Source organism: Fangia hongkongensis FSC776 = DSM 21703 (assembly GCF_000379445.1).
Taxonomy (GTDB): Bacteria; Pseudomonadota; Gammaproteobacteria; order Francisellales; family Francisellaceae; genus Fangia; species Fangia hongkongensis.
Genome location: NZ_KB902265.1, coordinates 1 through 7,638, shown reverse-complemented (window position 1 = coordinate 7,638; position 7,638 = coordinate 1). Strand labels below are relative to the sequence as shown.

Annotated in this window: 12 protein-coding genes; 2 read left to right on the top strand and 10 right to left on the bottom strand. The window is 37.8% G+C overall.

All coding sequences use genetic code 11. The annotated features are described in order from the left end of the window. The first annotated feature begins 570 nt into the window (after nucleotides 1-570). On the top strand, nucleotides 571-852 hold the full coding sequence (locus tag A37Q_RS0109470) for a hypothetical protein (protein WP_018300038.1): 282 nt from the start codon (nucleotides 571-573) through the stop codon (nucleotides 850-852). 492 nt (nucleotides 853-1,344) lie between these two features. On the opposite strand, the gene A37Q_RS0109460 is transcribed toward A37Q_RS0109470, so the two are convergent. The 8 genes from A37Q_RS0109460 to A37Q_RS0109420 all read right to left on the bottom strand — a co-directional run bounded on the left by A37Q_RS0109460 (nucleotide 1,345) and on the right by A37Q_RS0109420 (nucleotide 6,179). Beyond that, entirely contained in the window at nucleotides 1,345-2,286 is a 942-nt protein-coding gene (locus A37Q_RS0109460; RefSeq protein WP_018300036.1) for an Rpn family recombination-promoting nuclease/putative transposase, read from the bottom strand. Further along, nucleotides 2,286-2,432 carry a hypothetical protein gene (locus A37Q_RS16275; protein WP_018300035.1) on the bottom strand — a complete coding sequence of 49 codons (147 nt, stop codon included), beginning with the start codon at nucleotides 2,430-2,432 and terminating at the stop codon, nucleotides 2,286-2,288. The genes A37Q_RS0109460 and A37Q_RS16275 overlap by 1 nt, the downstream gene beginning before the upstream one ends. A 4-nt stretch (nucleotides 2,433-2,436) precedes the next feature. Then, nucleotides 2,437-3,693, bottom strand: a complete 1,257-nt coding sequence (locus tag A37Q_RS0109450; protein WP_018300034.1) for an N-6 DNA methylase — start codon at nucleotides 3,691-3,693, stop codon at nucleotides 2,437-2,439. Between the two features lie 187 nt (nucleotides 3,694-3,880). Continuing rightward, complete coding sequence (locus A37Q_RS0109440; RefSeq protein WP_018300032.1) at nucleotides 3,881-4,156, bottom strand: hypothetical protein; 276 nt, start codon at nucleotides 4,154-4,156, stop codon at nucleotides 3,881-3,883. Further along, complete coding sequence (locus A37Q_RS0109435; RefSeq protein WP_018300031.1) at nucleotides 4,153-5,037, bottom strand: DUF3560 domain-containing protein; 885 nt, start codon at nucleotides 5,035-5,037, stop codon at nucleotides 4,153-4,155. The genes A37Q_RS0109440 and A37Q_RS0109435 overlap by 4 nt, the downstream gene beginning before the upstream one ends. Next, complete coding sequence (locus A37Q_RS0109430; RefSeq protein ID WP_018300030.1) at nucleotides 5,034-5,255, bottom strand: hypothetical protein; 222 nt, start codon at nucleotides 5,253-5,255, stop codon at nucleotides 5,034-5,036. The genes A37Q_RS0109435 and A37Q_RS0109430 overlap by 4 nt, the downstream gene beginning before the upstream one ends. A 70-nt stretch (nucleotides 5,256-5,325) precedes the next feature. Further along, the gene (locus A37Q_RS0109425) at nucleotides 5,326-5,931 is read right to left on the bottom strand and encodes a hypothetical protein (RefSeq protein WP_018300029.1); all 606 of its coding nucleotides are present in this window, start codon (nucleotides 5,929-5,931) and stop codon (nucleotides 5,326-5,328) included. 56 nt (nucleotides 5,932-5,987) lie between these two features. Further along, complete coding sequence (locus A37Q_RS0109420) at nucleotides 5,988-6,179, bottom strand: hypothetical protein (protein WP_018300028.1); 192 nt, start codon at nucleotides 6,177-6,179, stop codon at nucleotides 5,988-5,990. A 448-nt stretch (nucleotides 6,180-6,627) separates the two neighbouring features. Here A37Q_RS0109420 and A37Q_RS0109415 point away from each other — a divergent pair, with 448 nt between their 5' ends. Continuing rightward, complete coding sequence (locus tag A37Q_RS0109415) at nucleotides 6,628-6,939, top strand: hypothetical protein (protein ID WP_018300027.1); 312 nt, start codon at nucleotides 6,628-6,630, stop codon at nucleotides 6,937-6,939. 14 nt (nucleotides 6,940-6,953) lie between these two features. On the opposite strand, the gene A37Q_RS0109410 is transcribed toward A37Q_RS0109415, so the two are convergent. Together A37Q_RS0109410 and A37Q_RS16135 are read right to left on the bottom strand one after the other, a co-directional pair. After that, nucleotides 6,954-7,184: a hypothetical protein gene (locus tag A37Q_RS0109410; RefSeq protein WP_018300026.1), complete on the bottom strand. Its 231-nt coding sequence runs from the start codon at nucleotides 7,182-7,184 to the stop codon at nucleotides 6,954-6,956. 295 nt (nucleotides 7,185-7,479) lie between these two features. Next, the coding region (locus A37Q_RS16135; RefSeq protein WP_018300024.1) for an HU family DNA-binding protein at nucleotides 7,480-7,638 on the bottom strand (159 nt) is incomplete at its 5' end.

Here is a 7,638-nt window from a genome sequence, read left to right as displayed (position 1 = left end):
CTACCGCTACCTTGTTTCGCGCTTCGCGCTCAACTTCGGTGCGGATAGCTCACTCACTTCCCATTTCTTGGATGTTTTAAAGCCCGTGGCTGGGCGTTCTTACTTTACCCTTGCGAACTCTCCATTCTCTGCCAGTCCTCACAGCCTCAATATGTAGTGAGTCTATGGGGGTGATATATTTTGATCACACATCTCTCATTCTCAAAACCCTCTGTAAATTAGGCTATATATGGCTTTGCAGGCGCTCGCTGCCAGCCTTTCTTGCCTCTTCCTCTTTACTTCCTCCCTAAAAATAACGCCTCTCTAACGCCCTCTCAGACGCCATACTAACTGGCTAATTTATACACCAAATTGCCTCATGTAGTAAGATATCTACAATGTAGTTGTACTACTTTATGGTTGAAAAATATACCATATTCTGTAGTTTTGTTACCGCTACCTATGTGTAAAAAGTTGAATTATTTTTGATTTATGCTTGACTTGTTACCGCTACCTGTATATAATGGTAATTAGAAAGTGAGGGAGCAACTGTTACTCACTATTTTCTGTAACTACACTGGAGTGCTAAAAATGGACAAGTACGAACTAATCAAAATCATTGTCGAACATCAAAACGATAACGAGTATTCACTTGCAGAAAAATTGCTCGATGCTCTCAACGTTACTACAGTCGATACACTAGACAAAACACCAACCGACCTATTTTGTGAAGATGCTTTAATTCTTGAGCTTGAGCGACTTGGCTATGAAATTACAGACACAAAAGATACAAACAAAGACGGTTCACTTGATGATACATTTGATGGCAACCCAGTCAGCGAAATAAACAATCTATCCATATACAAAAAATAATTTTTCCGCCTCATTTGTGGGCGCAAAATAGGAAATCAAAGGAGATATTAAACATGTGCTGTGATGGATTTTACTTTGAAGATCATGAGGCAAATGGGGAATGCTCTGAATGCGGAGCGCTTACACTTGATGGAATAGCAGAGCAATGTTATTGGGAAAGAGCTTTGTGCGAAACATGCGGTTATGCACCTTGTAATTTAGCATGTTGATATGGGAGAAAAATAGGAAATAATAGGCAGGCCACTTAAAGCTGTTTTTAGCATAAAATAAGCAATAAAACCTATATTTTAAAAGGCTTTCGAGCAGGGCCAGATGATTTAGTATTGGGGGTGAATTTCGGGCTTTTGGCTAGCTGCTCTCACACTGCTAGTTGCGCTATTCGCCGATATTGGGATATCTGAGTAAGCTGTTATATTCACGCACGACCCGAAAAGATTTTGGCTTATGAAAAACCACAGGAAAGCAAAACACAAGCCAAACTTGGATTGCTTATTAATGCCCTTTTAAGTCCTTCTCTAGCGCTTTTACTTCCTTGATTGATAACTCAGTAGCCTCAGATACTTTTTTAGCCTCTAAGCCCATAGAGAGCAATTTGCGAGCCGTAGCCAAAGCTTTCTCTTGAGCACCCTCGGCTTTACCTTCTGCTTTAAGTATAGGCGCATGTTTCTGTAAAGCTCTTTCTTCGATCTGCTGTGATACGGTCATTATGTCACCTTTTAAATCTTCATTACTACTGACTATTTTATCATAAAACTGGTCAAAATCTAAATCTGAATAATCACTCATGTACTTAATCAATGTCTGCCTTGCAAAGCTATCATAGCTTGCCATTTCTCTTGAAGCCAAGGACAAGGCACTATCAATATCCTTGTCTGCAATATGCTTTAATACAATTTCTAAGCCACTTATATAGCCATGCTCCAGTATCTCTTTATCAGATTGACGCACCAAGTCTACAAACTCTATACTAAAGGCATACTTGTTCGCTAACTCCTTATTTTGGAAATAATCGTTAATGTCCAAAGAGTAGCTAAATGGCTTCTTGTTCGTGTAGTAAATCACACTTACAATCAAAGGCAATTTTTTAACGTCTTTGTTTTGCTTGATGTAATCCAACAAGTAGCTAGTTTGATAGTGTCGTGTACGTATGAGTATTGTAATATCATCACTCGTTTGATATTCAATGTGAACCAGCGCTGCACCGTTTCTGCCATCTTTGAATTTAAAAGAAAAAGCAAGGTCTGATATTTCCTTCTGCTTTACGTTATCTTTATGCTGCTGCCTCAAGTGCTCAACATTAGCCGTGTCAAGGTTGAAAGTATCCCAGTCAACTAAAGCTACTAACTCTTTTGCCATATATTGCTGCATGAAAGAAATAGCAAACTCGCGGTTTCTGATTAAGTCTTTGATGCGTCTGTCGTGCTGGTCTGACATTATTTGCCTAGTGCTCTTGGATTATCTCGATTCAGTATATCACTAATTTTGATATTTAAAGTCCTCGCTATTACAGATAATGGCGCACCGTGTTTTAGCATTTCTTGCGCTTCTTTTGATTTACAACAACAGTAATTTTTATCCATTTATTTAAGCCACCTTTTGATTGTTAATTTTCTCTAACACTTCGGCTATTTCTTCAAGTTCAATACTTAATACAACAATACGCTGCTGAATATCGATTATTAAGCCGTCTGCGCTACTATTAGTCTTTATTGCTGCCATTGTGTTGCTTCCGCCTTTAAACCTAACCACACCACTACTAACACCCTTTACTGCGTCATTTTGCTGATAGACAGGCTCAAACTGTGCAATCAGCTCTGGCAAACGGCTTTCAACTTCTTTAGGTGATCCAACTACTTTTAAGCCTTGCCTTGTCCGTTTCTCTTTACTTAAATACATTTCGTACTTTTCAAGATCGCCTATTATATGGTCTTGATGCGCGATATAGTAATCGCTGATTACGTCCTTATAGCCACAACTCAATTGAATCTGCGTTAAACCCAAATATTGATTATTAGGCTTTGCTTTCTTCTGAAAAACAATGATATCAACTGTTACTTTTGCGTCACTAAAAAGAGAATCTGGCAAACGATAAGAACAAACAAGCTCGGCTTCATTGGCAATTATATCCCTTGCGTGACTACTTGACGAATCTAGGCAATAACACGGTACAACCATTACACACAAGCCTTTATCACGTAAAAGGCGTATACTACGCGCTAGAAAAGCATGATGTATTTTCAACTCATTCAAATCGTTAAAATAACGGTCATTCACGTTGAAAGTAGCATAAGGTGGATTCCCTATGATTAAATCATACTCTGCCTTATGATTCTGATAGCCATCGTTAATTATTTCTATATCATTATACAGTGCACTTGCTATATGTGCGCTGACTTTCTCCAATTCAATACCTGTTATATTTGAATTTTTGCGGATTGATTCTGGCATGTATTCAAAGAACGAGCCAACGCCACAAGTCGGCTCTAAAATATCGCCACCTGTAAAGCCTAACTGCTCAACTATCTGCCAACAATAACGAATGATTAGCTCAGGGGTATAATAGGCGGTGCTTACACTTTTGCGTAGGCTTTCCCATTCCTCAACGCTTAAAACCTTAGCTAGTTCCTTTTGCACTTCTTCATTCTGTAGCTCTTTGTACAAACCACCAAAGCCTGAATAACTTTTAGCATGGCTATAATCACCTTTGGCAATCTCAGCTAATATCTCGATATTTTGCCACTCACGGCTTAACTTAGTGTTGCTTTTTGCTAGCGATTTGCTGTTCTTCGCTACAGCAAAATTGCCTTTGTTTTTTGTGTTTTTGTTTAGTATTTTAAACATCTTTAACTCTCCATTTGCGGAATATATCCAAGATTAAAAAAAGTGCTGCAATGATTATTCATGAAAAATATTCCTGTTGATTCATCAGCTTTCAATTCGTACATTTTGTAAGCTCTGATATCGCCATGCTTTTCTTTAACATTCTGAAAAAATGCTATGACCTCACTAATTTTTACATGCTTACACTTCACGCCACAAACTCCTTTTTGTATTCACTTATCTCGTTCAGCAAAGGAAAATCAAAGTCAATACAATTAGCCTCGCAAGCAACGCCTTTGATAAAGATGTAAAATTTTTGTTCAGCACTCCAAGCGTACATATAGAGTTTGTCTTGATTGATGTAGTCATTACCAACTGGCACACTCTCATCATTTTGGATGATCTCTGCACGAATAACACAAAAACTTGGCAATGCTTCAAGTCCGATATAACAACCTTTGTTTGTTAATGCTTTAATACTCATGCGTCAACCTCATCACTTGCTAATCCATCCAAGCTCTGCATAACAACCCTAGCATGATAGCAAGCATTAGGCGTTAGCTTTCGCACCCAAGCGCAAGCATACCTTGACCACTTAAAGCCGTTACGTTTTAAAATGGTGCGGACTTCCTCACTAGGCTTACCGTTAAATTCAAAAATAACGCGCATTTCCTCTGGGTCTTGTGTACATTTATAGCCGTTTTTCTCGACTTCCAAAGTGCCTTTTTCTGCATAATGCTCTAAAAGCTTTAGTCGTTGTTCTAAACGTCTAATTTCTACGGTGCTAGTGCCATAAGGTCTTAAATTAGCATAACGTGGATAAGCGTAACATGCAGCAAGTGAAACAATTTCCTTTGCTGCTTCCTCATGTGTCTTTTTAAATTCTTCAACCGCTAGAAAAAATGCCGCTTCAACCTCTTTTGATGATTTGAGCTGTGTCTTTTCTATTTTGTCCGCTCCAGTCTCTTTTGCTGCTTTGTTGTAAGTCTTGCGCCACTCTTTATTAATTGCTTTTATGCGCTCATTTTCTGATTTTAAACTTTCAATTTTTTCCTTAATCTTCTCGGCTGCTTCTGGGTCGTAGCTTGATATACCGCCTGTGCCTACAGATTCGGCTTTTTGTGCGTAGTAATCCGCCTTTTCTTGCTCTTGAATCGATAACTGGGTTTTCTTTCTGATTTTCTCAATATGGCTTCTGTGCCTATTTGCTGAATAGTGATCGACTAAAATAGGTTGTCCAAATGGTATCATTTCTGCCAATTCTCTACCGTCTTTATATAGTTGGTCTGATTTATTGGCGCATTTTATCGCCTTTTCTTTGTAGCGCTCTTTCTTTGCTTCTTGCCTTTCTTCGTAACTATTCATACCAAAACTCCCTCTAACTTGCTGCAATCACGCTTCAAGAAAGGTGTAATTGGCACGATATTGCTTTGTGCATTGTTTAGAACCATTCTTGTTGTACTCACTGTACTTTTTGCCTCGGTGCGTGAATATAACTGATCATGTGCAAATACATCATATAGACGTGATTTTAATTGCTCTTTTTTTCTCTCTACATTGTGACTTCTATTTAAAAATAACATGGTATAATCTCCCTACGCTCAAGGCGTACGTTTAAAAATATGGTTAAAAAGTTAAATTTTTACTGTGTAATTAAGCTACTTTTAAAGCTGCATCTTGGACTACTTCAAGCGCCCACAAATAATAGGTTTGACCACCTTTACTTGTGCGTTGTTGTCCTCGGCTTACTCTGATTTTTAACGCTGGGAGATTGTCTAATTGGTTTTGTAGTTTAAGCTGATAGAAAAAACCTGATACACGGCTTACACTAGTCGGGCTAATTGAAAGTACTGCCAGCTTGCCGTTGTGCTTATCCTCTGTATGTAATTGCACTAAAATATCAAGATAACGCTTTGTTACTGGTTGTCGTCCATCACTTAACATGCTGTCAATGAATACTTGTAAAGGTTCGCCGTCTGTTGTTGTAACTCCATCACGGCTATACTTGATACCGTCATAGTTCTGGTCGTTTGCGTCAACGAGAATATGCTTTTCTAAAGTTTGCATTACAGTAATATCAAAGTAACGATGCTCAAAGTCGGGTGCATCTGACATTTCAAAGGCGCTTTTTAAGGTTATGACTGGGAATGATGAATGATCAAACTGTAAGCCGTCTAAGCCTTTGGTTGAAAGCTCTTGTTTAATATCTTGACTGTTAAAAATGCTTTTTACAGGCGCAATAGTAGGTGTAGTTGTCATGTGAAAAACTCCTATACAAAAAATTGATTGTGAAAATAAGTAAAAAAGCCTATTCGTTATGGAAAAAGGCTCATGCACAGTTTTGCAACTTGCTGCTGTGCGCTTCTTACTGGATCATCATTTGATGCTGCCTCATCAAGTGGCGGAAGGTTAGACACACGCAATGCAATACCGCTGTTGCTTGTTGTTTTTCGTTGTATAGGATAGTTATTTTGATTTGTCTTGTTGACTTGTGAACGGATAGACATTATTATTTTCCTTGTAAGTTGAAAAGCTCGAAGTTAATGATTGGTAGTCTGACTTCGGGCTTTTTTGTTGCCTAAAATTTACTTGATTCGCCTGATTATTTTACAACCTTTTGGCACTGGTTGAAAGGATTATCTCCTATGTTTTTATTATACCAAAATGACATTTTTAATCAAGCGTAAAGCCTTATTTTATATAGGTTTTATCGACTTTTTAACGCAATATTTACTATGATTTTTCTGCTGAATTTGATATAATAAGTTATTGGTGGGAATTCGTGTTTTGTTCTGGATTTTCCCCGTTATTTCTCAACCTCAGCGCCTTAAGCTTCCTCATCGAAACTCTCAACATATTTCAGTATTTACTTACAAAACTGATGGTTTTTCGCTATTACTCGTAACGCCAGTCTTTGCCATGCTTGAAGTAACATAAATGGAGGGAAGTAATATCATGCAAAACTCAAACGAAAGACTGATACTTGCAACTCAAACCTATAATATCGAAACCGTCTGGATGCAAGGCTATGCGTTCGGTCAAAAAAATACTCAAGCTAACTGCCCTTATGCTAAAGATTCCAGAGAAGCTCAATACTGGAATGAAGGTTTTGACGCTGGCATGTTTGATGAAAAACCACTTTTCCCAGATCATGCCATAGATGTCGATGAAAAAAGAAGCCCTATGAATAGCGCCACATTTTATGCTGCAAGCTTCATGGGTGTCGCTGCTTTAGCCGCCTATGTCAGTTTATTTATTGCAGCTTAAGTCCTCACTTTTTTCTATTGAGCCCAATATTTAAAAGCTATCAAGCCAACAACAACAAGCACAGTGCCTAGTAAAACAGCCATCTTTTTATCTAAGGCATATCTGTTATTACACTGTCCACATAAAGGCACCTGATCATACTGTTTCACAGTACCACTTTTTCCTCTAGATTCCCCTGTTGCTACTTTGCGTTTTGTAATTGCTTCGTTATTACATACAGTATTTTTATACCCATAACAATTCATATTACTTTACTCCCTTCTACTTATTATTGTTAGCGTTCAAAAAGATGAATACATACACCGCAAAACAGACTAATGATTGAATCAAGAAAAAATATAACCACAATTGACTATAAACAGACAATATAACTGATCCCACATCCCCAATGGGTGTAGGAAAGTACGTCACTATATCTAAAAAAACATAAATTATAGCTAAGGTAACTGTATTTCTAAGAAGTTTATGTGCATGAGTAAAATCATTGAAAAAATAATATATTATCTCCATTATGTCCCTCCTGTCTATCCTCTAGAAAAGCTATTTATTAACAGCATCTTTCAATAATTTACCGGCTGAAAACTTAGGCACTTTAGATGCTTTAATTTTAATTTCTTTTCCGGTCTGAGGGTTACGCCCAATGCGCTCTGATCGTTGAGCAACCTCAAATTTTCCAAATCCTGTAAAACTGACTGCATC

Excerpts from the sequence above, each read along its gene's own strand:
- A37Q_RS0109410 (WP_018300026.1), bottom strand. The coding sequence starts at position 7,184 with ATGAATTGTTATGGGTATAAAAATACTGTATGTAATAACGAAGCAATT.
- A37Q_RS0109425 (WP_018300029.1), bottom strand. The coding sequence starts at position 5,931 with ATGACAACTACACCTACTATTGCGCCTGTAAAAAGCATTTTTAACAGT.
- A37Q_RS0109450 (WP_018300034.1), bottom strand. The coding sequence starts at position 3,693 with ATGTTTAAAATACTAAACAAAAACACAAAAAACAAAGGCAATTTTGCT.
- A37Q_RS0109430 (WP_018300030.1), bottom strand. The coding sequence starts at position 5,255 with ATGTTATTTTTAAATAGAAGTCACAATGTAGAGAGAAAAAAAGAGCAA.
- A37Q_RS0109470 (WP_018300038.1), top strand. The coding sequence starts at position 571 with ATGGACAAGTACGAACTAATCAAAATCATTGTCGAACATCAAAACGAT.
- A37Q_RS0109460 (WP_018300036.1), bottom strand. The coding sequence starts at position 2,286 with ATGTCAGACCAGCACGACAGACGCATCAAAGACTTAATCAGAAACCGC.
- A37Q_RS0109415 (WP_018300027.1), top strand. The coding sequence starts at position 6,628 with ATGCAAAACTCAAACGAAAGACTGATACTTGCAACTCAAACCTATAAT.
- A37Q_RS16275 (WP_018300035.1), bottom strand. The coding sequence starts at position 2,432 with ATGGATAAAAATTACTGTTGTTGTAAATCAAAAGAAGCGCAAGAAATG.
- A37Q_RS0109440 (WP_018300032.1), bottom strand. The coding sequence starts at position 4,156 with ATGAGTATTAAAGCATTAACAAACAAAGGTTGTTATATCGGACTTGAA.
- A37Q_RS0109435 (WP_018300031.1), bottom strand. The coding sequence starts at position 5,037 with ATGAATAGTTACGAAGAAAGGCAAGAAGCAAAGAAAGAGCGCTACAAA.
- A37Q_RS0109420 (WP_018300028.1), bottom strand. The coding sequence starts at position 6,179 with ATGTCTATCCGTTCACAAGTCAACAAGACAAATCAAAATAACTATCCT.